Annotated in this window: 30 protein-coding genes and 1 pseudogene; 17 read left to right on the top strand and 14 right to left on the bottom strand. The window is 62.7% G+C overall.

Annotated features, from left to right (window positions below; translation table 11 throughout):
• Positions 1 to 9: 9 nt before the first annotated feature.
• The gene (locus I2H36_RS00155; protein WP_196261877.1) at positions 10 to 168 is read right to left on the bottom strand and encodes a DUF3309 family protein; all 159 of its coding nucleotides are present in this window, start codon (positions 166 to 168) and stop codon (positions 10 to 12) included.
• A 261-nt stretch (positions 169 to 429) separates the two neighbouring features.
• Between I2H36_RS00155 and I2H36_RS00150 the strand changes: the two genes are divergently transcribed.
• Entirely contained in the window at positions 430 to 651 is a 222-nt protein-coding gene (locus tag I2H36_RS00150) for a NepR family anti-sigma factor (protein WP_196261876.1), read from the top strand.
• Between the two features lie 2 nt (positions 652 to 653).
• Positions 654 to 1202, top strand: coding sequence for a sigma-70 family RNA polymerase sigma factor (locus I2H36_RS00145; protein WP_196261875.1), 549 nt, complete (start codon positions 654 to 656; stop codon positions 1200 to 1202).
• Positions 1203 to 1255: 53 nt separating this feature from the next.
• Here I2H36_RS00145 and infA read toward each other — a convergent pair whose 3' ends face one another.
• The 3 genes from infA to I2H36_RS00130 all read right to left on the bottom strand — a co-directional run bounded on the left by infA (position 1256) and on the right by I2H36_RS00130 (position 2332).
• Entirely contained in the window at positions 1256 to 1537 is a 282-nt protein-coding gene (gene infA / locus I2H36_RS00140; RefSeq protein ID WP_009494617.1) for a translation initiation factor IF-1, read from the bottom strand.
• Between the two features lie 94 nt (positions 1538 to 1631).
• Positions 1632 to 1841, bottom strand: a complete 210-nt coding sequence (locus tag I2H36_RS00135; protein WP_190842609.1) for a cold-shock protein — start codon at positions 1839 to 1841, stop codon at positions 1632 to 1634.
• A 236-nt stretch (positions 1842 to 2077) separates the two neighbouring features.
• On the bottom strand, positions 2078 to 2332 hold the full coding sequence (locus tag I2H36_RS00130) for a hypothetical protein (RefSeq protein WP_196261874.1): 255 nt from the start codon (positions 2330 to 2332) through the stop codon (positions 2078 to 2080).
• Between the two features lie 187 nt (positions 2333 to 2519).
• On the opposite strand from I2H36_RS00130, the gene I2H36_RS00125 reads away from it, so the two are divergent.
• The 5 genes from I2H36_RS00125 to I2H36_RS00105 all read left to right on the top strand — a co-directional run bounded on the left by I2H36_RS00125 (position 2520) and on the right by I2H36_RS00105 (position 7225).
• Complete coding sequence (locus I2H36_RS00125; protein ID WP_210330872.1) at positions 2520 to 3368, top strand: BON domain-containing protein; 849 nt, start codon at positions 2520 to 2522, stop codon at positions 3366 to 3368.
• A 139-nt stretch (positions 3369 to 3507) separates the two neighbouring features.
• A complete protein-coding gene (locus tag I2H36_RS00120) occupies positions 3508 to 3879 on the top strand; it encodes a hypothetical protein (RefSeq protein WP_196261872.1) in 372 nt (123 codons plus the stop codon).
• 132 nt (positions 3880 to 4011) lie between these two features.
• On the top strand, positions 4012 to 5589 hold the full coding sequence (locus tag I2H36_RS00115) for a class I SAM-dependent methyltransferase (RefSeq protein ID WP_196261871.1): 1578 nt from the start codon (positions 4012 to 4014) through the stop codon (positions 5587 to 5589).
• Positions 5590 to 5694: 105 nt separating this feature from the next.
• Entirely contained in the window at positions 5695 to 6510 is an 816-nt protein-coding gene (locus tag I2H36_RS00110; RefSeq protein ID WP_246718584.1) for a nucleotidyltransferase family protein, read from the top strand.
• A complete protein-coding gene (locus I2H36_RS00105; protein ID WP_196261870.1) occupies positions 6503 to 7225 on the top strand; it encodes a metallophosphoesterase family protein in 723 nt (240 codons plus the stop codon). The genes I2H36_RS00110 and I2H36_RS00105 overlap by 8 nt, the downstream gene beginning before the upstream one ends.
• 45 nt (positions 7226 to 7270) lie before the next feature.
• Here the strand turns inward: I2H36_RS00105 and I2H36_RS00100 are convergent, their stop codons facing one another.
• On the bottom strand, positions 7271 to 7492 hold the full coding sequence (locus I2H36_RS00100) for a hypothetical protein (protein ID WP_196262556.1): 222 nt from the start codon (positions 7490 to 7492) through the stop codon (positions 7271 to 7273).
• Between the two features lie 133 nt (positions 7493 to 7625).
• Between I2H36_RS00100 and I2H36_RS00095 the strand changes: the two genes are divergently transcribed.
• The gene (locus tag I2H36_RS00095) at positions 7626 to 8207 is read left to right on the top strand and encodes a type 1 glutamine amidotransferase domain-containing protein (RefSeq protein ID WP_196261869.1); all 582 of its coding nucleotides are present in this window, start codon (positions 7626 to 7628) and stop codon (positions 8205 to 8207) included.
• A 74-nt stretch (positions 8208 to 8281) separates the two neighbouring features.
• On the opposite strand, the gene I2H36_RS00090 is transcribed toward I2H36_RS00095, so the two are convergent.
• Together I2H36_RS00090 and I2H36_RS00085 are read right to left on the bottom strand one after the other, a co-directional pair.
• Positions 8282 to 9334 carry a Tim44 domain-containing protein gene (locus I2H36_RS00090; protein WP_196261868.1) on the bottom strand — a complete coding sequence of 351 codons (1053 nt, stop codon included), beginning with the start codon at positions 9332 to 9334 and terminating at the stop codon, positions 8282 to 8284.
• 239 nt (positions 9335 to 9573) lie between these two features.
• Positions 9574 to 9849, bottom strand: a complete 276-nt coding sequence (locus I2H36_RS00085; protein ID WP_196261867.1) for a DUF3072 domain-containing protein — start codon at positions 9847 to 9849, stop codon at positions 9574 to 9576.
• A 175-nt stretch (positions 9850 to 10024) separates the two neighbouring features.
• On the opposite strand from I2H36_RS00085, the gene I2H36_RS00080 reads away from it, so the two are divergent.
• Positions 10025 to 11275: a Y-family DNA polymerase gene (locus tag I2H36_RS00080; protein WP_196261866.1), complete on the top strand. Its 1251-nt coding sequence runs from the start codon at positions 10025 to 10027 to the stop codon at positions 11273 to 11275.
• Between the two features lie 75 nt (positions 11276 to 11350).
• Positions 11351 to 11749, top strand: coding sequence for a RidA family protein (locus I2H36_RS00075; protein WP_196261865.1), 399 nt, complete (start codon positions 11351 to 11353; stop codon positions 11747 to 11749).
• A gap of 69 nt (positions 11750 to 11818) precedes the next feature.
• On the opposite strand, the gene I2H36_RS00070 is transcribed toward I2H36_RS00075, so the two are convergent.
• Positions 11819 to 12706: a branched-chain amino acid aminotransferase gene (locus tag I2H36_RS00070; RefSeq protein ID WP_196261864.1), complete on the bottom strand. Its 888-nt coding sequence runs from the start codon at positions 12704 to 12706 to the stop codon at positions 11819 to 11821.
• A 163-nt stretch (positions 12707 to 12869) separates the two neighbouring features.
• Here I2H36_RS00070 and I2H36_RS00065 point away from each other — a divergent pair, with 163 nt between their 5' ends.
• From I2H36_RS00065 to I2H36_RS00055, 3 genes are read left to right on the top strand one after another with little or no spacing between them, the layout of a single operon-like run.
• Positions 12870 to 13388: a MarR family winged helix-turn-helix transcriptional regulator gene (locus I2H36_RS00065; protein WP_425523260.1), complete on the top strand. Its 519-nt coding sequence runs from the start codon at positions 12870 to 12872 to the stop codon at positions 13386 to 13388.
• Positions 13389 to 13424: 36 nt separating this feature from the next.
• On the top strand, positions 13425 to 14141 hold the full coding sequence (locus I2H36_RS00060) for a response regulator (protein ID WP_196261863.1): 717 nt from the start codon (positions 13425 to 13427) through the stop codon (positions 14139 to 14141).
• Positions 14138 to 15505, top strand: coding sequence for an ATP-binding protein (locus I2H36_RS00055; RefSeq protein ID WP_196261862.1), 1368 nt, complete (start codon positions 14138 to 14140; stop codon positions 15503 to 15505). The genes I2H36_RS00060 and I2H36_RS00055 overlap by 4 nt, the downstream gene beginning before the upstream one ends.
• Here I2H36_RS00055 and I2H36_RS00050 read toward each other — a convergent pair whose 3' ends face one another.
• The 5 genes from I2H36_RS00050 to I2H36_RS00030 all read right to left on the bottom strand — a co-directional run bounded on the left by I2H36_RS00050 (position 15506) and on the right by I2H36_RS00030 (position 18702).
• The gene (locus tag I2H36_RS00050) at positions 15506 to 15865 is read right to left on the bottom strand and encodes a tRNA-binding protein (protein ID WP_196261861.1); all 360 of its coding nucleotides are present in this window, start codon (positions 15863 to 15865) and stop codon (positions 15506 to 15508) included. It lies immediately after the preceding gene.
• A gap of 18 nt (positions 15866 to 15883) precedes the next feature.
• Positions 15884 to 16573: a TetR/AcrR family transcriptional regulator gene (locus I2H36_RS00045; protein ID WP_196262554.1), complete on the bottom strand. Its 690-nt coding sequence runs from the start codon at positions 16571 to 16573 to the stop codon at positions 15884 to 15886.
• A 99-nt stretch (positions 16574 to 16672) separates the two neighbouring features.
• Positions 16673 to 17500, bottom strand: a complete 828-nt coding sequence (gene proC, locus I2H36_RS00040) for a pyrroline-5-carboxylate reductase (protein ID WP_196261860.1) — start codon at positions 17498 to 17500, stop codon at positions 16673 to 16675.
• 182 nt (positions 17501 to 17682) lie between these two features.
• Positions 17683 to 18183, bottom strand: a complete 501-nt coding sequence (locus I2H36_RS00035) for a type III secretion system chaperone family protein (RefSeq protein ID WP_190842662.1) — start codon at positions 18181 to 18183, stop codon at positions 17683 to 17685.
• A gap of 243 nt (positions 18184 to 18426) precedes the next feature.
• Complete coding sequence (locus tag I2H36_RS00030) at positions 18427 to 18702, bottom strand: accessory factor UbiK family protein (protein WP_196261859.1); 276 nt, start codon at positions 18700 to 18702, stop codon at positions 18427 to 18429.
• 136 nt (positions 18703 to 18838) lie between these two features.
• Between I2H36_RS00030 and lgt the strand changes: the two genes are divergently transcribed.
• From lgt to pgeF, 3 genes are read left to right on the top strand one after another with little or no spacing between them, the layout of a single operon-like run.
• Entirely contained in the window at positions 18839 to 19696 is an 858-nt protein-coding gene (gene lgt / locus I2H36_RS00025) for a prolipoprotein diacylglyceryl transferase (protein WP_196261858.1), read from the top strand.
• The gene (locus I2H36_RS00020; protein ID WP_425523259.1) at positions 19693 to 20769 is read left to right on the top strand and encodes a class I SAM-dependent methyltransferase; all 1077 of its coding nucleotides are present in this window, start codon (positions 19693 to 19695) and stop codon (positions 20767 to 20769) included. The genes lgt and I2H36_RS00020 overlap by 4 nt, the downstream gene beginning before the upstream one ends.
• Positions 20770 to 20778: 9 nt before the next feature.
• Positions 20779 to 21546 carry a peptidoglycan editing factor PgeF gene (gene pgeF / locus I2H36_RS00015; protein ID WP_196261857.1) on the top strand — a complete coding sequence of 256 codons (768 nt, stop codon included), beginning with the start codon at positions 20779 to 20781 and terminating at the stop codon, positions 21544 to 21546.
• Here pgeF and I2H36_RS00010 read toward each other — a convergent pair.
• Positions 21536 to 22291, bottom strand: a complete 756-nt coding sequence (locus tag I2H36_RS00010; RefSeq protein WP_196261856.1) for an SDR family oxidoreductase — start codon at positions 22289 to 22291, stop codon at positions 21536 to 21538. The genes pgeF and I2H36_RS00010 overlap by 11 nt on opposite strands.
• Positions 22292 to 22585: 294 nt before the next feature.
• Between I2H36_RS00010 and I2H36_RS00005 the strand changes: the two are divergent.
• A pseudogene (locus I2H36_RS00005) lies at positions 22586 to 23004 on the top strand (outer membrane beta-barrel protein); the annotation flags it as partial.

The raw sequence follows: 23004 nt of genomic DNA, 5'->3' as shown, positions 1-23004 counted from the left end.
TCAGGGTTCTCAGAGCCGTCCCATCAGCAGCAGGATGATGAGGATGACGAGAACGACGCCGAGCAGGCCGCTCGGGCCATAGCCCCAGCCGCGGCTGTGCGGCCAGGCTGGCACGGCGCCGATGAGCAGCAGGATCACGATGATGAGCAGGATGGTGCTGATAGCCATAGGCAATTCTCCTTGACGGCGGGCCTTGGAACGGCCGCGCTTAGTGGGTGGGAAACTTGGCCATACGGAAAAGGTTCCAGCTTCCCCAAGGGCAGTTTTTGCTTTCCTAAGGTCAGTTTTTGCCTGTGGATGAGCACCGAAGGGTTAGGTTCCGGCGCGGAACGATCACAAATGCCTGACGTTACCCCCTCGGCGATTGGGGGCCGCTTACAGTGCGTTCCCTGCGGGAGGTCGCTCGTCCACGATTGTCCAGGACACCCCATGCAGAAAAAGAATCCAGACACCATGCGCAATGAAGACACAGAAACCGTTCCTGGCCTTCACGGATCGTCCTCGCCGGCGCTCAGCCGCTCGGTGCAGGCTCAGATCGGCCAGCGGCTGCGTCAATTCTACGAGACGCTGGCCCTCGGCGAGCAGCCGGTTCCGGACCGGTTCATCGAGATCATCAATCGGCTGGACGAGCGCAAGCCGGAGACGCACTAGTCATGAGTATCGACATCTCTCTTCGCGATTCCATGCTCAAGGCGACGCCCAACCTTCGGGCCTTCGCCATCTCGCTGACCAACAACGTGGACCGCGCCGACGATCTTGTGCAGGAAACCCTGATGCGGGCGATCGCCAATATCGAGCGCTTCCAGCCCGGCACCAACATGCAGGCCTGGCTCTTCACCATCCTGCGCAACCTGTTCCATTCCGAGTACCGCAAGCGCCGCCGCGAGGTCGAGGATGCGGACGGCAAATACGCCGCCACCCTCTCGGTAGCGCCCGACCAGATGTCCCATCTCGATTTCGAGGATCTGCAGACGGCTCTGGCCCGCCTGCCCCACGACCAGCGCGAGGCACTGCTGCTGGTGGGCGCCTCCGGGTTCTCCTACGAGCAGGCGGCGGAGATCTGCGGCTGTGCGGTCGGCACCATCAAGAGCCGCGTCAACCGGGCCCGCAACCGCCTCGCCGAGCTGATGCACCTCACCGATATGGAGGAGGATCTCGGCCCGGACCGCGTCACCCTCTCGGTGATGCACGCGGTCGCCTGACCATCAAACGAAGCTTTCCATCAACAGGCGCACCTGTCGGAGCGCCTGTTGGTTTAGCGACGCCGGAACTGCTGATTGCCGCGCTGCGGCGGACGCGGGCCGGAAGAGGCACCCGAATCCTTGTGACGGAAGATGAGGCGGCCCTTCTCCAGATCGTAGGGCGACATCTCGACGGTCACGCGGTCGCCGGCGAGGGTCTTGATGCGGTTCTTCTTCATCTTCCCGGCCGTGTACGCGATGACCTCGTGCCCGTTGTCGAGCTGCACGCGGTAGCGCGCATCGGGCAGAATTTCGGTCACAAGTCCTTCAAAGGTGATCAGTTCTTCCTTTGCCATGCAAAGCCTTTCCTCATAACAAAAAAGCCGCCCCTGGACCGGAACGGCTCAGATGCGAGAGAACGTGCCGTAGCACGTTCTCCGGCATGAAACCTTAGGCGTTCTGCAGATTCACTGCAGAAGCGCGGCCGGTGCGCTGGTCGGTCTGAAGCTCATAGGAGATCTTCTGACCTTCCTGCAAGCCGCGCATGCCGGCGCGCTCGAGCGCCGTAGCGTGAACGAACACGTCCTTGCCGCCGTTGTCGGGCTGGATGAAACCATAACCCTTGGTTTCATTGTACCACTTCACGGTTCCCTGTTCCATGGGGAATTCCCTTTTCACTGTCGTTTGCACGTGGATGCGAGCTTAAAAGCCAGACATCCGTTAGTCGATAGATGGTAGAGAAGGAACGTGCGCCCGGCAGTGCCAAAGCGGGAAGCCCAGTCGTCCGGCCAAATGTCGATCAGAACTACGTAGGGTACGGATGGGGCAAATGCAAGGCAAAGCCCAGGCTCCTACCCCGGGGGCCTCCCCGATGAATCCCTGACCGGCGCCGGCTTTCAGCGGCTGCCCCGGATGCCGGAGATCACCCCCTGCAGGGCCTCCTCGCCTTGCGGCGTGAAGCGGATCTCGGCGCCGTCGGCCTCGATGAGCCCACGCCCCGTGAGCTCCTCCACGGCGGCGTCGCTCGCCTTATGGCCGGCTCCGTCCTTCTGCACCACGCTGCGCACCATCTGGCCGCTCGAAAACTGGTGATAGGCCGCGAAGGCGAACACCGCCAGCGCCTCGTCGCTCAATCCGGACAGATCTGCCATCGTTAACCTCGTCATGGTGCTGAATACCCCACCCTCTCAATGCGACCGCGACCGGACCGTTCAAGCGGAGCGAGAAAAACAGCCCTCGGGAGGGTTTCCGGCCCAGGAACAGACGTTCGTGCCTCACGTTGGTTGCGCGGAAGCGGGCCCTCGAGCGGCCCGGACGACAGCAGGAAGGAGCGCACTCATGGCCAATGATCGCAACCGCTACGGCAATCAGGGCTCCGGCTGGAGCGAGCGTGAGGACGACGGCTACATCGCCCGCCGCGGTTTCGGCAACCGCAGCGCCGGCTACGACCGGGGCACCGGCTCCGACCGGCGCTCCGACGAGGGCTATGGCCGCGACCGCGAGCGCGATTTCGGTGATTCCGCCGGCTACGGCACCGGCGGTTCGGCCCTCGACTGGCACGATGTGGTCGGCGAGGAGCGCGGCCAGGGCCGTCCCCTCTTCGATACGGACCGCCGGCACGATCAGGACCGGTTCGGTCAGGACCGCTACGGGCGCGACCGCTCAGGCTCCGAGAGCTTCGGCCGCGGGTCGCGCGACTACAACGAGGAGCGCGGTTTCCTCGAGCGGGCCGGTGACGAGGTGCGGTCCTGGTTCGGGGACGACGACGCCGAGCGCCGCCGCGACCGGGACATGCGCGAGGCCGGCCAGCATCGCGGCCGCGGCCCGAAGGGTTACCAGCGGTCCGATGCCCGCATCCTGGAGGACGTGAACGACCGCCTCACGGAGGACCCGCATATCGACGCCTCCGAGATCGACGTGAGGGTCGAGAACCGCGAGGTGACGCTCTCCGGCACAGTCAACAGCCGCTTCGAGAAGCGCCATGCAGAGGACATCGCGGAGGCCGTTTCCGGCGTCACCCACGTGCAGAACAACCTGCGCATCCAGCAGGCGGCCGATGCGGGCATCACCGGCACCATGATCTCGGGCGCAGGCGCCGCGGGAGCCGGCAGCACCGGAACTCCAGCCACTGGCACCGCAACCTCCAGCAGCCGTAGGACTGGCGGAACTTCGGGCAGCGGCGTTTGACATAACCTCCGGTACCACCGCCGATTTACCAGGATGCGCTTCTCCCCTTGGGGACGAGGCGCATCCGTCGTAACAACGCCTTTACCTTTCCCCAGCCCTGGTGGGGCCCCATATGGGTGGGACAAGGAAGAGGACATCGATGGCAGGCATTTCCGTCACGCTCGAAGGCGACAACATTCAGCTGGCGTTCCAGAAGGACGAACAATCCACCGCCGTGGTCATGGACCCCCATGCCGCCCGCTCGCTGGTGAGGGCCGTGAGCCAACTTCTTGCCGCCATCGGCGAGAGCGTCGGGGACGAGGAGATGCCGGAGGAGCTGGTCGACGTGACCTCCCAGACGATCGATGTCGGCATGGACGAGCACGGCATGGCCGTGGTGGCCCTCCAGGCCGGCGCGATGCCGCCCTTCCTGCTGCGCCTGAAGGACGACGAGGCAAGGCACATCGCCCAGAGCCTGCTCGAGATCCTCAACAGCCCCCGCGACGCGCGCGTTTCGCATGGGGATCATTAGGGCCAACCAACGTCCTCAAGGCCATTCGAAAAGCATTGATCCAGACCCGGCCGCCTGACATAAGTTACTTTATAACTTTTCTAGCCCTGTTCCGGTGCCACAGCGGCATCTGCAGGCGACCGGGATATTGTCATGGCGAGTTGGTCAGCAGGTTATGTTGTCGATGTCGAGTATACCCACGGCTTCTATCAGGAATTGACGCCAAGCCTCCTCGGCTTCCTGACACTCCTGCAGGGGGTCCAGGCGCCGGACCTTGGCTCGTCGTCACTGGCCTATTGCGAGCTTGGATGTGGCCAGGGTTTCTCGGCCAACCTTCTGGCAGCCGCAAACCCGCACATTCAATTCTACGCCACCGACTTCAATCCAGGCCATATCGTCGGCGCGCGGGACCTCGCTAAGGCTGGAGGCCTGCATAACGTCCACTTCTACGACGACAGCTTCGCCGACTTCCTCGGTCGCACCGACCTGCCGGATTTCGACTTCATCTGCCTTCACGGGATCTACAGCTGGATTTCCCCCGAGAACCGGCGGACCATCGTCGATTTCATCCGCAGCAAGCTCAAGCCGGGTGGCCTAGTCTACATCTCCTACAACACCATGCCCGGATGGGCTTCCATGATGCCGCTCCGGCGCCTTCTCCTGGAGCATACGGTGGCTCAAGGAGCGCAACTTTCCGGCCCTTCGCGGGTCAAGCACTTCATCGATCTGGCTGACAAGGTCGGGAAGCTCGACACGCGCTATTTCGGGAGCCATCCCAAGTTGGCGAAGCGGATCGAAAAGCTCAAGGGTCAGAATTCCAACTATATTGCTCACGAATATCTCAATCAGCATTCGGAGCCGTTCTACTTCACGGATCTGGCGCAGGACCTCGCTGAGGCAAAGCTGACCTGGGTCGGGCCTGCGAATGCGCTCGAGAACCTCGACGAGATCAATCTGACGAAGAAGCAGCAGGAGTTCCTCGCCGGGATCGACGACGTCGCCCTGCGCCAGATGACCCGCGACCACATTGTCGACCAGCAGTTCCGGCGCGACATCTTCGTCAAAGGCGCAGTCCGCCTCTCCGCCCAGCAGGTGCGCGAGCGCTGGCTTGAGACGCGCTTCGTTCTGTCAGCTAAAAGCAGCAAGATCCCGCGTGAGCTGCGGGGCCTGCGCCACGCCGTCAAACTGCAAAGCAGCATCTACGATCCCCTGATTGTGGAGCTTGAGAAAGGCCCTCGCACATTGCGCGAGATCATGACCGAGCCCGCACTGGCACAGGCGGGCTTCAACCGCCTGGTTCAGGCTCTCACGATCCTCGTTGCCCTGGGCTCCTGCCAACCCTGCCTGCCGTCGCAGGGCGTCGCCGAGCGGAAACTCCAGGTGGATCGCTTCAACAAAGCTGTCGCAAATCTTTCGCGCTTCGAGCGCAAGTTCAGCTACTTTGCCTCACCGGTAACGGGTGGCGGCATTATGGCGGATCGCATGGCGCAGCTCATGTGGCTGTCCCTGCAGGATAGGGGAGCAGACATGGTCCGTTTCGTCGGAGATGTTCTGTCGGCAGCGGGACAGCGTCTGTTGAAGGATGGCAAGCCGTTGAACGGTGTGGAGCATGAGGCCGAACTCCAGCAGCGCGTTACCGAGTTCGAGGAGAATACCCTCGGCGCCTGGGAGAATCTCGGACTTTGCCCTTCCCCGCAGCAGCAACCCGAGCAGCGGCAGCTTCGAGCCTGAGCCAGAAATCACCTCCCCGGCATTAAGCTGGGCTGGAACGGAACTTCATGAATGCCATTCGGTTGTCGAACGCGGGTCATTCTTGGCCGCGCTTCGGATAAGGCCATGGCAGTTCACGATCCCGATCTCACCTCCGGCGCATACCCGTCCGTGCCGATCATGGACGCCAAGGCGGAGCCGACCCTCAAGTACCCGGAGTCGGAGGCTTTCTATGCGGAGGCTCTTCGGGAGCTGAACACGCTTGGGCTGCCCTTCCTGCTCGCCGGCACCTATGCGCTCTCGGCCTATACGGGCATCACGCGTCCGACCAAGGACCTCGACATCTTCTGCAAGGCGGGCGACTACACGCGCGTCCTCTCGCACTTCAAGAATCTTGGCTACTCCATCGAGATCGAGGACGACCGCTGGCTCGGCAAGGTGTTCAAGGGCCAATACTTTTTCGACGTGATCTTCGCGTCTTCGAACGGCACTATGCCGATCGGCGATCCATGGTTCGAGCATGCACGGCAAATCGAGGTGTTCGGCATTCCCGTGCGCATCGTCGGGCCGACCGAACTCGTCTGGTCGAAATGCTTCATCCAGCTACGCCACCGCTATGACGGCGCCGACGTAGCGCACACGATCCTTAAAGCTCACGATCAGATCGACTGGCATGGGCTCCTGGCCTACATGGAAGTGCATTGGGAGGTGCTGCTCATGCACCTGCTCAACTTCCGCTGGATCTATCCGTCCGAGCGCGACAAGGTCCCAGGCTGGGTGATGGACGAACTCCTCGACAGGCTTTCCAAGCAACGTGACCTTCCTCCGCCGCAGATGAAAGTCTGCCGCGGGCGGATGTTCTCCCGAATCGATTATGAGATCGACGTGAAGGAATGGGGCTTTGCCGATGTTGGCGGCGAAGGTGAATGGCGGAATGAGTGATGTGCAGACAACCTTGAAGGTCGCGGCCATGGGCGACCTTCACGTTCGCGAAGACAATGCCGAATCCTACCGCGATCTGTTTGGGGAGATCTCCCGGGAAGCGGATGTGCTGGTGCTGGCCGGAGACCTGACGGATCTCGGCAAGCCGAAGGAGGCTGAGCTTCTGGCGCAGGATCTGAAGGCCTGCTCGATCCCTGTCGTCGGCGTACTGGGCAATCACGATTACGAATGCGGCGCGCAGGAAGAAGTGGCGCAGATCCTGCGCGATGCGGGCATGAAACTGCTCGATGGTCAGTCGGTGGAGATCGATGGCGTCGGTTTCGTCGGCGTGAAGGGATTTGCCGGTGGCTTTGGCCGACGGATGCTCGGCTATTTCGGCGAGCCGGCCATGAAGCAGTTTGTCAATGAAACCATGAACGAGACCTTGCGGCTGGAAAACGCCATGCGCCACGTGCGGGCCAAGCGTTCCATGGTCATTCTGCATTATGCTCCTGTCACCGATACGATCGAGAGCGAGCCGCTGGAAATCTACCCCTTCCTGGGCTCGTCGCGCCTGGCGGAGACCATTGACCGCTTCAAGGTCAATGCCATCGTGCACGGCCACGCCCATCGAGGCCGTTTTGAGGGCCGTACGCCTGGGGGGCAGCCAGTCTACAATGTGGCCAAGCACATCGAGAAGCCGACGGGCAGACCCTACGCTATTCTCGAAATCTGAGCAGGCTCCATCAGAGGCCCGCTCATCATGCAAATAGCTCTGCCCTCAGTAGCGTGTGCCGGGATCCGTCGGGTTGCCCGGCAGGTAATCGGGCTCTGAGCCAGGACCTTTAGGGTCGGTGATTCCGGGATCGGTGACTGGATACGGGGTGCGAGGCCCCGTCGGCCCGATGTCCGGCTCCTCGTCGGGGATCGACCCTGGCGGCACCTCACTGGGAATGTTCCCGCCGGGCAGCGGCTCGTTCGTCGGCTGTCCTGGATTGACCATCATTCTTCCTCGTTTTTATCCGTGACTGGGTCAACAGAGCTACGCAGACTGGGTTCCGATTGCAGCCCTCTCACGGAACCCCTCAATGCTCCGTCCGTTCTCAAGCAGATCCCCACAACAACGGAGAAGCATCATGCCTGATATCAAACAGGCCCGAATCCTCATCATGGCGACGGATGGCTTCGAGCAGTCGGAACTCATGGTGCCGCAGGAGAAGCTGTCTGATGCCGGCGCAACGGTCGATGTCGCGGCGCCGAAGTCGCGCATGAAGTCCGGCAAGATCTACGGCTGGGACGAAAAGGACTGGGGCAAGACAGTGTCCGTCGACAAGGACATCGAGGATGTGAACCCGGCCGATTACGATGCGCTCGTGCTTCCCGGCGGACAGATCAACCCGGACAAGCTACGGGTCGAGCCTAAAGCCATCGAGATCATTCGCGCGTTCTATTCCTCGGGCAAGACCATCGCGGCGATCTGCCATGCACCCTGGCTCCTGATCGAAGCCGGCATTATCAAAGACAAGAAGTGTACGTCCTATCACTCGATCAAGACGGATGTGATCAATGCCGGCGGTCAATGGCGCGACGAGACAGTGGTGACTGATCACGGCCTCATCACCAGCCGCAATCCCGGCGATCTCGATGCCTTCGTCAGCAAAATCATCGAAGAGGTGCGCGAGGGCTCGCATACGGGCCGCCGCCAGGCTGCAGAGTAATCACCCCACTCTGTGAGGCAAACAAAAAGCGGCCGGTTTCCACCGGCCGCTTTCGTATTATCTTGAGAGTGGCTTTAGGCCTGCTGGATCGCCGAAACTTTCCAGGAGCCGCCCTGATCGCGACGGAAGGTCCAGAGCTCGGTCGCCTCTTCGACCTTGTTCGGATCGCCTTCCACGACGCGACCGCTGGCACGGTCGACCATGACGTCGGTAATGCCAAAGCGCATGGCGACTGTGGCATAGTCCGTTGAGCCCTCACGCCAAGACTCCGACAGATCGCCCTGGTTGAGGCGCACATTGGAAAGCTTGTTCACGACACCGCGAGCGGTGTTATCGTTCAGCTCCTCCTGGATGTACCCGGCCATTTCAGGAGTCGCGAGCGTCCAGAGCTTGGCGACGTCCTCGCGGGAATAGGCATCCTGCATCTCGACGAGGCCACGCTCGAAGTCCGCGAAGTCGCGCTCGCCGATGCCGATCTCATCCCGCACGCCAGGACGGGATGGCGCGCCCTGAGGCTGAGCCCCTCTGGTCAGGCCGCCCAGCGCTCCGCCCAGACCACCGGCAAGGCCGCCCAAGCCAGCGCCGAGACCACCGCTCATGGGCCGTCCTCCTGTCGGAGGAACGCTGCCGCCCATGGAGCGGGCATAGCCCTGCCCTTGGTCCGGACCCGCATAGGCCGGCTGCTGACGACGGCGGAACCACTTCATGGCGAAGGAGACCAGGAGAACCACGAGGCCGATCTGGAGCAGAAGACCAAAGATCGATGCCAAACCGCCGAGGCCGCCGAAGAAGCCGTTGCCCATCAACATGCCGAGCAGGCCTGCGCCGAAGAGGCCGGCCATCAGGCCCGTGCCGAAGCCGAAGCGGCGCGGCTGCGCCACGTTCGGAGCCGGAGTGCCCGGACGGGTGACGTTGGGACCCTGGTTCGGAATTTGCGAACGCTGGATCGGGGCTGCAGCATCCGGGGCTGTCCGCGTGGCCGGCGGAGGCGTGTAGGTGCGCGAGCCGCGCGAGCCGAAGCTGCCCCCTCCCCGCCCGACGCGGGCCTCGGCCGCACTTCCGGCGAAGACCAGAGCGGCCGCCAGGGCAATCATGACCCGGCTGCGGCGAGAAGCTAAATTCATCATCGTCTTATGTTTCATCCCTTCGAAGCATGACGCTTCCGAGAGATAATGTGGTGATGGCCAAGGGGTTGCGGAAGAGTGGGCGGTTCAATTTTGGTCAAGGCACGAGCAGCCTTCAACCTCGGTATCATCACTCGCATTGTGCCGGTGATCTTGATTGGAGAGGTGTCGCGGCTTTTCGGCATCGGCACGGCCGTTCCGGATCAAGTCCGGGACGGCCATGACGCATGAGCTTCAGTGTATTAATGCCCCTGTTTCTGCTTCAGCTGGTCAATCCGCTTCGAAGCCTCGGCCTTGTCGAGCTTGGGTTCGAACGCTTTCGGCTCATGAGCCTGCTCTGACAAGGTCTTGAGGTAGGACGCCTGAGCGCCGGTCATGGGCTCATCGCCCGTTACCCACTCGTCCGGGTCCTTGATCTGGTTGTCGGGCGGGTCGGGATTGGTCTTCGGGTTAACTGCCTCTGCGGAATGCTGATGGTTAACGGAAGCGCCGGATTTCACTTTGCCGTGCGAAGACATGCAGGACTCCTAATGTTCTAGTTTTGTTCTTTGACAAGAACACTCGTGCAGACCCTTGGTTCCTCAGAGAAAGGTGGATTACCCCCGGAGACTCATCCCCGTTATCCACAGTTTCGGCCCTCGACTCGTTGCCAAGCTCATGTTCTTGATTTGTTCACGGACACAAGAAAGGTGGATGGCGATGCGCAAGCCGACGGGCCTGGAGCGGCTTTATGTCGACTTCGATTCCTTCTTCGCCAGCGCCGAGCAGCATCTCCAGCCGCATCTGCGCGGCCGTCCCATTGGAGTGATCCCGGTGGATTCGGAGCATACGGGGCTCATCGCCGTCAGCCGTGAAGCCAAAGCCAAGGGCATCAAACGGGGTACCTTCGTGCGGGATGCCCGCAGGCAATGTCCCGGCATCATTCTCGTGACGGCACGGCACGAGGCCTATGTGGAACTGCACCGACAGATCCTGGAGGCCATCGACACAGTCGTTCCCGTGAGAGCGGTCTGCTCCATCGACGAGATGGTCTGTGCCCTGATGCCTTCCGAATGGCCTCACGCCCTTCGGATTGGACAGCAGGTGAAGGATGTGATCGCCGCCAGGATTGGTCCTGTCCTCACCTGCTCGGTGGGCCTGGGGCCCAATGATCTGCTGGCCAAGATTGCCGCCGAGATGAAAAAGCCGGACGGCCTCGTGGCGCTCCATCCGGACGATCTGCCGGGCCCCCTGCTTTCCCTCGACCTCACGGATATCCCCGGCATAGCGCGGGGCAATGCGGCGCGGCTTGCCCGCGCCGGGGTTAGTGACATGGCGGCCCTCTGGCGGCTCCAGCCCAAGGAACTGCGCCGGCTCTGGGGCAGCGTCGAGGGAGAGCGGATGTGGATGGGGCTGCATGGCTACACTGTGGAGCGGCCCGAAACCCGCCGCCGGATGTTCGGCCACGGCCGGGTCCTTCCCGCAGACTGGCGCTCGCTCAACGGCGCCTATGCAGCCGCCCGGGTTCTGCTCGCCAAGGCCTCGGCCCGGATGCGCCGCGCCGGCTTTGCGGCCAAGGCGCTGGCCGTTTGGCTGACGGACAGGAACAGCGCGGGCTGGTATGGAGAGGAGCATTTCCGGTCCACCTGGGACGACCCGTCCCTGCTGGCGTCCTTGAGCCGCCTGTTTCAGCATGCCGAGCGGGAGGAGATGCGCCGCAGCCGCAGCGTTCATGTGGCCTTGCACGATCTGGTGCCGCTGAGCGACATCGAGGACGACCTGTTCGATGACACTCCGGAGGCGCAACTCAAGCGGCGCATGGAATATTTGTCCGCCATCGCCGATCAGCTCAATGTCAGCCACCGCAAGACCCTGCTGCACTGGGGTCCCTGGGTGACGATCCCCGGCGGTTATGCGGGCGCCAAGATCGCCTTCAACCGCATTCCCGATGCGGAGGATTTTTAAGTTGCGAAAGGCATGTTGAGCATGGAGGACACCTTTTCCACTATGGTGTCTCAACCGTCTCCCGGAGGCTGCTCAATGGGCAAACGCGCAATCATTCCACCTGAATTCAGAGCAGCGGCAAACCAGTTGAAAATGTCCCCTGGCATTGTCTCCGGCGACCACATTTTTCTGACCGGGGTCACCGGAAGCGACGAGCACGGGCAGATGCCGGGTGATGCGGAAACCCAAATCAGAAACGCCTTTGGAAAGATCGGATCCGTGCTGCAGGCCGGTGGCCTGACATTTGGATCAATCGTCGAAATGACGACCTATCACGTCGGCCTGCGGGATCATTTCGACCTCTTCGATGCAATCCGCCTCGAATACCTGGGCGAACCGTATCCGGCTTGGACGGCAGTTGAAGTTGCTGGCCTCAGACGCGAAGGAGCCATCGTCGAGATCCGCGTGATTGCTCACGCAGATTCCAAGGATTAAGCCTGTCAGAAACGTCAATGCCCGGCACACAGGCGGGCATGACGTGGAATTCACAGAAGGCCGGAAGACTTAAGCAGCCTTGCTCTTCGGCTGCACCTCGGCCGAGTAGTCATCCATCAGCACCTTGGTCATGTTGCCGGGCTGGTACTTGTGCGGGCCGATCTCGGACACGGGCGTCACCTCGGCCGCCGTGCCGGTGATGAAGCATTCGTTGAAGCTCGGGAGCTCGTCCGGCATGATCCGGCGCTCGGCCACTTCGAAGCCGCGGCGCTTGGCGAGGTCGATCACCGTGCGGCGGGTGATGCCGTCGAGGAAGCAATCGGCAATCGGCGTGTGAACGATGCCGTCGCGGATGAAGAACACGTTGGCGCCGGTGCATTCCGCCACGCGGCCCTGCCAGTCGAGCATGAGCGCGTCGGCATAACCCTTCCGCTCCGCCTTGTGCTTTGAGATCGTGCAGATCATGTAAAGGCCAGCGGCCTTGGCGGCGGACGGCGCGGTGGCCGGATCGGGACGGCGGTATTCCGCCATGTCGATGCGGATGCCCTTCATCTTCTCGGCCGGGTCGAAATAGCTCGGCCATTCCCAGGCCGCGATGGCGAGATGGATCTTGTTGGCCTGAGCGGCCACGCCCATCATCTCCGAGCCGCGCCAGGCGACGGGGCGCAGATAGGCATCCTTCATGCCACTCTTTTCCAGAACGAGGCGCTTGGCCGCGTCGATCTCGGCCACGCTGTAGGGGATCTCGAAGTCGAGGATCTGGGCCGATTTCTTCAGGCGCTCCGAGTGCTCTGTCGATTTGAAGATCTCGCCGCCATAGGCCCGCTCGCCTTCGAACACGGATGACCCATAATGAAGGCCGTGCGAGAGAACGTGAAGCTGCGCGTCCTTCCAAGGTACAAGCTGCCCGTCGTACCAGATCCATCCATCACGTTGATCGAAGGGGGTCGCGGACATCGTCTAACTCCTTGCAGGCCGACCTTGTGGCAACCGGGGCCGGGTAATTTCCGGTGCGCTTCCAGCCAATTTCAATTTCATTCATTTCGTGGAAGCGGCTTGACGAGTAACAATCGTCCTGAGATATGTCAATAAGGCTGACATAAAATTTGGGAACAGGACGGTGCCTGACGCTCTTCCGGCTTTGAAGTCTCATCATCTCGGCAAGGACATCCTCGCCGAGACCCCAGCCTATGACCTGATCGAGTTGTTCTTCTTCGCCTATCGTGATTTCGTCAGCGATCCGGACCGGATCCTGGACGAGTACGGCTTCGGGCGGGCGCATCACCGGGTCCTGCACTTCGTGAGCCGCAACCCGGGCCTGACCATCGCGGAACTCCTCGATATCCTGCGCATCACCAAGCAGAGCCTCAACCGGGTCCTGAAGGAGCTGATCGAAAAAGACTTCATCGAGAGCCGGATGGGCACCTCCGACCGGCGCCAGCGCCTGCTCTTTGCCACGATCCAGGGCCGGGAGTTGGCTCTGAAACTTGCCAAGCTTCAGACCCGCCGCATCATGCGCGCCCTGTCCGGCATGGAGCCGGAAGCCAAGGATGCGGTCAGTCGCTATCTTCTGAGCCTGATCGATCCGGATGAGAGCGCCCATGTGAAGCAACTCGTATTCGGGTCCGGGGAAACCTGATAAAGCAGGGTCCGTGACAATGAAACCTTAGACCCGATGGATGCACGCATCGACATTCCCGACCACGCCCCGCACGTCCTCGTGGTGGACGACGACCGCCGCCTGCGCGACCTGCTGACCCGATTTCTCAGCGAGAACGGCTATCGGGTGACGGCGGCGGCCAGCGCCGCGGAGGCGCGGGCGAAAGCGGAGAACTTCGTCTTCGACGCCCTCGTCCTCGACGTGATGATGCCAGGGGAAACCGGCTTCGAGTATGCCCGCTCCTTGAGGGAGCATTCGCAGGTGCCGATTCTCATGCTTACCGCCCGCTCCGACACCTCCGACCGGGTGACCGGCCTCGAGATCGGCGCGGACGACTACTTGTCGAAACCCTTCGAGCCGCGCGAGCTGCTCCTGCGGCTCGGCAATATCCTTAAGCGTGCGGTGCCTGTGGCGGGCGCAGCCAATGGCGACACGCCCGACGTGATCCATTTCGGCCCCTTCTCCTATCGCTTCGACCGGGGCGAGTTGCGGCGGGGCGACGAGATGGTGCGCATCACCGAACGTGAGCGCGAGATCCTCACCATCCTCGGCAGCCAGGCGGGCGACAACGTGCCCCGTGAGGCGCTGTCCGGAACCGGGATCGCCGCCAATGAGCGCACGGTGGACGTCCAGATCAACCGCCTGCGGCGCAAGATCGAGACGGATCCTGCCAACCCGATCTTTCTCCAGACCGTGCGCGGCATCGGCTACCGGCTCGTGATCGACCGATGAAGATCGGCGCGACCCTGAACTATTCGCCCCTCGACCACGCTGCGCGGTGGTTCGGGCGCTTCCTGCCGAAGGGGCTCTATGCGCGCGCGCTCATCATCATCATCGCGCCGGTTATCCTGCTGCAATCGGTCGTGGCCTACGTGTTCATGGAGCGCCATTACGAACTCGTGACGCGCCGCCTCTCCTCCGCGGTCACGGCGGACATCGCGGCGCTCATCGACATCTATGAGAGCTATCCGCAGGACAGGAACACCAGCACGCTCTCGCGTATCGCCTCGGAGCGCCTGCAGCTCGATGTGGACATCCTGCGCAACACAGATCTGCCGCCGCCAGGACCAAAGCCGTTCTTCGATATTCTCGACGAAACCCTTTCGAACGAGCTGCGCCGCCAGATCGACCGCCCCTACTGGATCGATACGGTCGGGCGTTCGAGCTATGTGGAAGTGCGCGTCAAGCTCGACCAGAGCGACGTCATGCGCATTCTGGCGCGACGCAGCCAGGCTTACGCTTCGAACTCGCACATCTTCCTCGTCTGGATGGGCGGCTCATCCTTCGTGCTGCTCGGCATCGCCATCCTGTTCCTGCGCAATCAGATCAGGCCGATCTTAAGGCTCGCCGAAGCAGCGGAGGCTCTGGGCAAGGGACGCGAGATCGATTTCCGCCCGCGCGGCGCACGCGAGGTGCGCCAGGCCGGCCACGCTTTCCTCGAAATGAAGCGGCGCATCGAGCGCAACATGGAACAGCGCACGACGATGCTCAACGGCGTCAGCCACGACCTTCGTACGATCCTGACGCGCTTCAAGCTTTCACTCGTCTTCCTCGATCAGACGCCCGAGGTCGAAGACCTCAAGAGGGACGTGGATGAAATGAGCCGCATGCTCGAAGGCTATCTCGCTTTCGCCCGCGGTGACGGCGGCGATGCAGGGGAACACGCAGTCGAGACGGATCTGCGGCAGTTGCTCGAAGAAGTGCAGTCGGATGCGGAGCGGCAAGGCCACGTGACGGAGCTCGACATCGTCGGAGACCCGATGATCACGGTGCGCCCCGACGCATTCCGCCGCCTGCTGTTCAATCTGGTCGGCAACGCGGCGCGGCATGGGGATCGGATCGAGATCACGGCCAATCACGAAACACGCTGGCTCGTGCTGCATGTGGATGACGACGGACCGGGCATCCCACCTCAGATGCGCGAGGAGGTCTTCAAGCCCTTCGTGCGCCTGGATGAAGCGCGCAATCAGGACGAGGGCGGCTCAGGTCTGGGCCTCGCCATCGCCCGCGACGTCGCACGCTCCCATGGCGGTGACATCGTGCTCGGCGACAGCCCGCTCGGAGGCTTGCGCGCGACGGTGCGCCTGCCGGCCTGATCAGTAAAGCCTCCCACCAATCGGCACATCCCGATCCGGCCTGATTAGCATCACATCGCCATTGGCATCAGGCACGCCAAGCGTCAGCACCTCCGACAGGAACGGCCCGATCTGCCGCGGTGGGAAATTCACCACTGCGAGAACGAGCGTTCCCACGAGATCCTCCGGTGTGTGGTTGACCGTGATCTGCGCCGAAGAGCGTTTGGTGCCGATCTCCGGGCCGAAATCGACCGTGAGCTTGAAGGCGGGCTTGCGCGCCTGCGGAAAAGGGTCGATGGCAAGGATGCGCCCGACACGGATGTCAACCTTCAGGAAATCGTCGAACGTGATCTGCGGCGAGATCGAGTACTCCTGATCCATATGCCTCTCTACGTCTGGTTAGATCGCCGCTGCGGGATTCTCCGCATCGCCGTTGTCATCTGCGGCCCGGCGCCTCTCGGAACGGGATGAGCGGCGCCCCTGCATGAAAGCGCGGCCGACCGCGCGCAGCGGAGCGCTCAGGCGGCGCAGATCCTCGGCACCCTCGATGATGCGCTCACCCCGGCGCAATTCGCGGTCGAGGCGCGCCATGGTTTTAGCCTGGGCGGGATCATCGTCGTCGAGCCAAGTACGCATGGTGTTGGCATAGACCAGCACCGCGCCCTGAAGCTTTAACGTGCCGAGCGGCCCTTCCGTGTTGATGCCGGCTGCCGCCAGCATGAAACGCTGCGAATTGAGTGCCACCTGGTTGAGCGCCGCGAGCGACACGGGATCGTATCGCAGGTCCTGTGAAATCCGGCGCAGCGCTTCCTTGTAGGGCTGCATCGCATCGAAGCGGCGCATCAGCACATCGAAGATGCGCTCACGGGCAGGCTCGCCGGCAAGGTCCTCTGTCGTTCCCTCAAGCACTTGCTTGTCGATCATGCGGGACAGTCCGCCGAGCACCGCGCCTTTCGAGGGAAAGAGATCGCGGAACTCCGAGAGCGAGACATTGGCGGCCTTCGCAATGTCGGTGATCTCGATCTCGTGCCAGGAGCGCCGGGCGGCGAGATCCATGAGGGCTTCGATGATGGCCTTGCGCTTGTCCATCGGAGCTGTGGAAGCCTGTGCCGTCACGATCAACCTCCTGAAGATATACCGTTGAAGCTAATCTAGGGACGCTATGCCCTAATCCCAAGCCTCAAAGCCTCAACCAGCAAGTTCCTCTGCGCGCCGCTTGGCCGCGGCCACGGCTTCGCGCATCAGCGCCTTCATTCCGTTTGGGTCACGCATGAGCACCTCAAGCGCCGCCGCCGTGGTGCCGCCGGGCGAGGTGACGTTCTGGCGCAGCGTCGCTGGCGCCAGAACGCTTTGGAAAAGAAGCTCCCCTGCTCCGGTCACGGTGGCGCGGGCGAGACGCTCGGCAAGTTCCTTCGGGAGGCCGGCCGAGGCCCCTGCCTCGGCAAGACATTCGACGAGATGGAACACGTAGGCAGGCCCTGAACCCGACAGAGCCGTAACGGCGTCGATAAGATTCTCGGAAGGTAGCCACTCGACAATGCCGTTGCTGCTCAGGAGCGCATCGGCCATGAGCCGCTGCTCCTCGCTCACCTGCTCGTTGACCGCCGCTCCCGTAGCGCCACGGCCGATGCTGGCTGGCAGGTTCGGCATGGCGCGCACGATGGCACCGGCAGCTGGGAGCCTCGAGCGAAGGTCGCCGATGGTCTTGCCGGCGAGGATCGAGATGATGAGGGTCTGGGGGCCGAGGCATGCATTGACCGAGGCCGCCGCCTCGTCAAGCATCTGAGGCTTGGTGGCGAGCACCAGCACATGAGGCGCGGCGGGGTTCGCAGGGTTGAGAGCAATTCCCTGCACCTGACAAAACCGGGTCATCTCCTCGGACGGGCGCGGGTCGAGAACCGTCACCCCTTGAGGTCTCATGCCGACCTTGAGCCAGCCCTCCAGCATGGAGCCGCCCATTTTGCCGGCACCAACAAGGATCAGCGACGAGGGGAGATGAGCGGCGTGCTGCGACATAAGCTGACCTGACGGAAGAATGCGGAATACCGCTATCTATCCCTGCCCGTCAGGCTCTGTCGAGGCAGGTCACACATCGTGCGGAAAAGTGGAACCGGTTTTCCGCGTTGGACGATGCGCTCTTCCAAGAAGGAGCATCGGACGGATCTCAAAAGTGCAAGTCCACTTTTGGGTCCGCTGCTCTAGGCTTCGCCTTCGGTTTCGAATAGGACGCTGTCGAGGGCTTCGCGGGCCGACTTCCCGGCCCAGATCACGAACTGGAAGGCCTGAAAATAGCGCTCACAGGCTTCCACCGCGACCCGCAGCATGGTCTCGCACTGCCCGTCCGTGGGGTCGGCGCCGCCGGCGAGCAGGAGCGCGTGGCGGAACATCACCACGTTTTCGGTGCTCCACAGGTCGAAATGCCCGACCCAGAGCTGTTCGTTGACGGCGGAGATGAGTTGGACGACCTCCTGCCGGCGCCGATCAGGAACCTTGAGGTCGAAGGCGCAGGCCATATGCAGCGCCTCGACATCCTCGATCCACGTGAAAGCGACATCGTAATCGGCCCAGCGGCCGGAAACGGAGACGGACATCTCGTCCGCCTCGGCGCGATCGAAGATCCAATGCCGCAGAGCAGCCAGACGTTCGACCACGTCGAGAGGATGCTCAGCGCGGTCGATTTCAAGATGAATCTGCGACATGTCGACCCTGAAAACTCAGTTGCCTGAACATGGTAAACACATTCGGGCAATACCATTGCGTCAATCCGGGCACTCATCGGAAGAACACCTCCGAATACCTTCGGTATTCGGAGACCCTGCCGCAGCAACCTCGAATCAGCTCATAATTGACAGTCTTAGATTTCGGCCTCCGTCACAATGCGCCGGATTCACCTGTCCACAACAGGAGCCCCGCGCCGGATGCAGGCCGGCTTTTATCCCTGACTAGGTTGCAGCAGAGCTCGTGGTGACTGCGGTCAACTTCGCCTCGAGTTCCTTCACCCGGGCATCGAGCCGCTCGTTCTCCTCGCGGGTCGCAATCACCATTTCGCGCAGAACCTCGACTTCTTCGCGGGTGGCAACGTCCATATCCTTGACCAGCCGCTCGAACTGGCTGCGGACCACGCTCTCGATCTCGCGACGGACGCCCTGAGCTGCCCCTGCGGCATCGGTGGCAAAGCGGGCGAGTTCATCGAAGATCCGGTTGGACGATTGGGTCATGGGTCAATCCACAGCGTTCGGTGGGCCTGTTGGGCCCTGGAACGCCACACATGGGCGCATTCGCCCTAAACTGCAACAGGGTTGACGATCCTTGCCTGACGGGTCCAATGGCAGCCCGTTCGTTCAAGGCCTGCACATGCCGCTTTCCTTTCCTCTCATCGACCCGATTGCCATTTCCATCGGTCCCATTGCAATCCGCTGGTACGCGCTTGCCTATGTGGTCGGCCTCCTGGGCGGCTGGTTCTATGCCAAGCGCCTGACTGCAAAGGCCGATCTCTGGGGCGGGCTGAAGCAGCCGAAACCCATCGATGTGGACGACCTTATCGTGTGGGTTGCGCTCGGCGTTGTGCTCGGTGGACGCATTGGCTACGTGCTGTTCTACAACCTGAGCTCCTACCTATCGCAGCCCTTGGAGATCTTCGCGGTCTGGCGCGGCGGCATGTCGTTCCATGGCGGCTTCCTGGGCGCAGTGCTCGCCATCGTGCTCTTCGCCCGCTCCCGCGGACTCAACCCGCTCGCAATGCTCGACATGGCCGCCGTGGTGACACCTATCGGCCTGTTCTTCGGCCGCATCGCCAACTTCATCAACGGCGAGCTGTGGGGCCGGCCGGCGCCCGAATTTCCTTATGCTGTGGTCTTTCCCCACGCGGGTCCTGTGCCGCGCCACCCGAGCCAGCTCTACGAAGCCCTGGGCGAGGGCCTGATTCTGTTCATCGTCATGGCGTTCGCGGCGCGGCGCTTCGGCTTCCGCAGGCCCGGGCTCCTCGGCGGCATCTTCGTGCTGGGTTATGCGCTGGCCCGCATCGTCTGCGAGTTCTTCCGCGAGCCGGACGCGCAGCTCGGCTTCCTCTTCGGCTCTTCCTTCGGGGCTCTCGGCGGCGGCATTACCATGGGGATGCTGCTCTCGGTCCCCATGGCGCTCGTGGGCGCAGGCGCCATCGTGCTGGCCGCACGGGGCTTAACGCGGCCCCGGCAGGCCGTCGAAGCCGCGTGAAGACGCTGGAGGACAGCTTGCGCGAGATCATCGCCCTCGAGGGGCCGATCACGGTCGAGCGATACATGAGCGTGTGCCTCCGGCATTATTACGCCACCCGCGATCCGCTGGGGGCCGCCGGCGACTTCACCACGGCGCCGGAGATCAGCCAGATGTTCGGCGAGTTGATCGGTCTGTGGATGCTGGAGGTCTGGAACGGCATGGGCCGCCCTGCGCCCTGCCGTCTCGTGGAACTCGGCCCTGGGCGCGGCACCCTGATGGCGGATCTCTTGCGGGCGACGCGCCTCCTGCCCGACTTCAAGGGAGCCCCTACTGTTCACCTCGTCGAGACCAGTCCCTCCTTAAGGCAGCGCCAGCAGGACGCTCTTGCTGAATCGGAATTTACGGTTCAGTGGCACGACCGGTTCGAGGATGTGCCGTCAGGCCCTATCCTGCTCGTCGCCAACGAGTTCTTCGATGCGCTCCCCGTCCGCCAATTCCTCGGCACCAATCGCGGCTGGTGCGAACGGCTGGTGGGTTTGGATGACGAGCACCTGATCCTGGGTCTGCGCCCGGAGCCGGAACCCGCTCTCGGCAAGCCGCTGCGGCTGGGGGATGTTCTCGAATGGCCCGGCGTCTCAGTCGACATCATGGGCACGCTGGCCGGACGGCTCGCCCGCGATGGCGGAGCCGCCCTGATCCTGGATTACGGCTATTGGGGGCCGGCCTTCGGCGACACCCTGCAGGCGCTGAAGAACCATCGGCCTGTTGACCCGCTGCAGGAGCCGGGCGAGGCGGATCTGACCACCCATGTGGACTTTCATCGCTTGGCCCAGGCTGCTGCGACGCAAGGCGCTCGGGTCCACGGCACCGTCACTCAGGGCGAGTTTCTCCAAGCGCTCGGGATCGAGACCCGGGCCGAGGCCTTGAAGGCACGCGCCACTCCGGCTCAGGCCGCTGATATCGACCGGGCCCTCACTCGGCTCACGGAGCGCGGACCGACCGGCATGGGAGAGCTGTTTAAGGTTTTGGCCGTTACACATGAAGCCATCCAGGCCGTGCCCGGATTGCCTGCCCTGCCCTTCTCTTCGTAAGATCTCCCCATGCTCATCCAAGCTCCCCCCCTTGCCTCCCAGCCCGGTATCCGCCACGCCTTCTTCACGCGGGAGGGCGGCGTCTCGGAGGGGCTCTATGCCTCGCTCAATGGCGGTGTCGGCTCCTCCGACGATCCGGCGAAGGTGCAGGAGAACCGTCGGCGCATGGCCGAGGCGCTCAGCGTCGCATCGGATTCTCTCATCAGCGTTTATCAGGTCCACTCGCCCGATGCGGTGATCGTGGAAGGTCCGTGGCGCGATGAACGGCCCAAGGCCGACGCGTTGGTGACATCCATGCCGGGATTGGCACTGGGCATCACCACGGCGGATTGCGGGCCGGTTCTGTTTGCCGACGAGAAAGCCCGCGTGATCGGGGCAGCCCATGCGGGCTGGCGCGGAGCCGTGATGGGGGTTCTTGAGTCCACAATCACTGCGATGGAGCGTCTCGGATCGAGGCGTCAAAACATCGTCGCGGTGCTCGGGCCCACGATCAGCCAGAAGGCCTATGAGGTCGGCCCAGACTTCATCGAGCGCTTCACCCGGGAAGTGCCCGGCTATGCACGCTTCCTCAAGGAGGCGGAGAGGCCGGGACATGCCATGTTCGACCTCCCCGGCTTCATCGGCGCCCGCCTTGAGGCGGCCGGAGTCGGTGCCTTCACGGATCTCGGGCTCTGCACCTATTCCGACGAGGAGCGCTTCTTCAGCTATCGTCGCACCACCCATCGGCAGGAGCCGGATTACGGCCGCCTGATCTCGGCAATCGCCCTCACTCCCTGATGCCGGCCACGTCCGGCGTCTCCCAGGCGAGATGCTGGCCGCCGTCGACAGCGATCATCTGGCCGGTAACGCTGATGGCCTTCGCGAGGTAGAGCACTGCATCGGCGATCTCGTCGGGTGTTCCGCCATGGCCGAGCAGCACGGCTCTGCTCTGCTTGTCAAAATCCTCATCCCCCTGGCGCGTGTTCGACAGGGTCGGTCCAGGTCCGATGGCATTGACGCGGATCCGGGGCGCCAGCGCCTGCGCCATGGTCTGGGTGGCGGTGAAGAGAGCGGCCTTCGTGAGCGTGTAGGAAAAGAATTGCGGCGTCAGCTTCCAAACCCGCTGATCCACGATGTTGACAATGCAGCCCTGGCCCTCGGCAGGGAGCTGATGAGCGAAATCACGACCCAGGAAGGCAGGCGCCCGCAGATTGACGGCAAAGTGCCGGTCCCAGCGCTCCAATGACAGGGTTTCAACCTCGTCGGGCTCGAACTCGGAGGCATTGTTGACAAGAAGTGTCAGAGGGCCAACGGCGTGAACCGCCTCCGGCACCAAACGTCCGACACTTTCGCCATCGGTCAAGTCGGCCTGGACAACCGACGCTTTCCCGCCAGCGTGCCTGATCTGGGCTGCCATGTGTTCCGCCTCGTCGGTGGAGCGGCGGCAGTGGATCGCTACCGCGTATCCCTCGCCGGCAAGGCGCTCAACGATCCGGCGCCCGATTCGCTGCGCGCCACCGGTAATGAGGGCTGCTTTTCTCATGAAATGCCTCTAAAAATGTAAGGACGTAGCGTTAGCTGCCCACTCTCGCCAAGAAAATGACATTTTTTTGCTTCGGCGTTGAACCAATAGCCAAGCTGTGCATTACTGGTCCAGCGATGTCGCAAGGGGATCATCTGCGTATTGCCGCCACAATCCTGCCACAGCTGTTCTTGGCTGCTGTGGTTGTGAGGTCACAGCCCTCGCGAGGTTGTCGCTCTATAAATGGGGAGTGCCCGGCTTGAACCGACAACAAGTGGGTCCGGCTGGCATGACATCGATTAGGAAAGAGAAACCATGAAGAAGATTCTTCTCGCCAGCGTCGCCCTCTTCGGCTTCGCCGGGGCTGCTGCCGCTGCTGACCTGCCGGTCCGCTCCGCTCCTCCGGCTCCGATCATTGCAGCTGCTCCGATCTTCACCTGGACCGGCTTCTACGTCGGTGTGAACGCCGGCTTCGGCTGGTCGAACGACGACTTCGACTCCGTCGATCTGGCGGACGAGGATGACGACGGCGGCTTCGTCGGCGGCGCCCAGGTCGGCTACAACTACCAGATCGGCTCGTTCGTGGTCGGTCTCGAAGGCGACATCCAGTACGCCGACTTCGGCTCCGAGGGCGCATTCGTCGGCACCGACGGCGTCACCTACGACCTCGACCGCAGCGACTGGTTCGGCACGGTTCGTGCTCGCGCCGGTGTGGCCTTCGACCGCGCTCTGAT

It is taken from the genome of Microvirga terrestris, from assembly GCF_015694425.1.
GTDB classification, from domain to species: Bacteria; Pseudomonadota; Alphaproteobacteria; order Rhizobiales; family Beijerinckiaceae; genus Microvirga; species Microvirga terrestris.
Note: the sequence above shows the minus strand (reverse complement) of the source record. Positions and strands in the feature narration are given on the sequence as shown.